The organism is Desulfotomaculum copahuensis, from assembly GCF_001655685.1.
Classification (GTDB): Bacteria; Bacillota; Desulfotomaculia; order Desulfotomaculales; family Desulfovirgulaceae; genus Desulfotomaculum_G; species Desulfotomaculum_G copahuensis.
The window spans coordinates 1-1,094 of record NZ_LYVF01000104.1 but is presented as its reverse complement, the minus strand read 5'-3'; the positions used below and the strand labels follow the sequence as shown (position 1 = coordinate 1,094).

Genomic DNA, 1,094 nt, shown 5'->3' with positions numbered 1-1,094 from the left:
GGCCTTACCTTCGCTGCGCGGGATGGTGTTATGCTCCACCAGCCTGACGCGGGCGGAAATGCCCAGCACACTGTGGATGCGCTCGCGCAGGCGCGCTTCCAGATCCTCCAACTGACGCACTTGATCGCTGAACATGTTTTCAGCCAGCTCGACCCAAATTTCCAATTGATCCAGGTTGGCCTTGCGGTCCACCACCAGCAGGTAATGCGGTTCGGTCTCCCCGCACTCCAGCAGCACGCTTTCCACCTGGGAAGGAAAGACATTGACGCCGCGGATGATCAGCATGTCGTCACTGCGGCCGGTGATCCGCCTGATCCGCGCGTGTGTGCGGCCGCAGGAACAAGGTTCCACCTCCAGGCGGGTGATGTCCCTGGTCCGGTAGCGAATGAGCGGGAAGGCCTCCTTGGTGATAGTGGTAATTACCAGTTCGCCCTGCTCCCCGGGGGGCAGCACTGCTCCTGTTTCAGGATTGATGATTTCCGGAATAAAGTGATCTTCAAAAACATGCATGCCCTGCTTGGCCGGGCATTCCATGGCCACGCCGGGCCCCATGATTTCAGACAGGCCGTAAATGTCCAGCGCCATTAAATCCAGCTTTTCTTCCAATTGCGTACGCATGCGCTCCGACCAGGGCTCGGCGCCGAAGATGCCGGCTTTTAATGGCATTTTCTTAAAGTCAAGCCCCATTTTCACTCCTTCTTCAGCCAGGAACAGGGCATAGGAAGGGGTGCAGGTCAGGATGGTGGTGCCGAAGTCCTGCATGAGCATGAGCTGTCGCTGCGTGTTGCCGCCGGAGATGGGCACCACCGTCGCCCCCAGCCGCTCCGTGCCGTAATGGATGCCCATGCCGCCGGTGAACAGGCCGTAGCCGTAGGCGTTCTGCACCACGTCGAACCGGGTGCCCCCGGCGCAGGCCAGCGCCCTGGCCGCCAGTTCGGACCAGGTATTGATGTCGTTTTTCGTATAACCCACCACCGTGGGCTTACCGGTGGTTCCCGATGATGCGTGCACCCGGATCACATCACTCATCGGCACGGCAAACAGGCCGAAGGGGTAATTGTCGCGCAAATCCTGCTTGACGGTGAAAGGAAGCC

Annotated in this window: 1 protein-coding gene; it reads right to left on the bottom strand. The window is 59.8% G+C overall.

What is annotated here, in order from left to right; all coding sequences use genetic code 11:
• On the bottom strand, positions 1-1,094 hold a 1,094-nt coding region (locus A6M21_RS07155; RefSeq protein ID WP_066667423.1), incomplete at both ends, for a phenylacetate--CoA ligase family protein.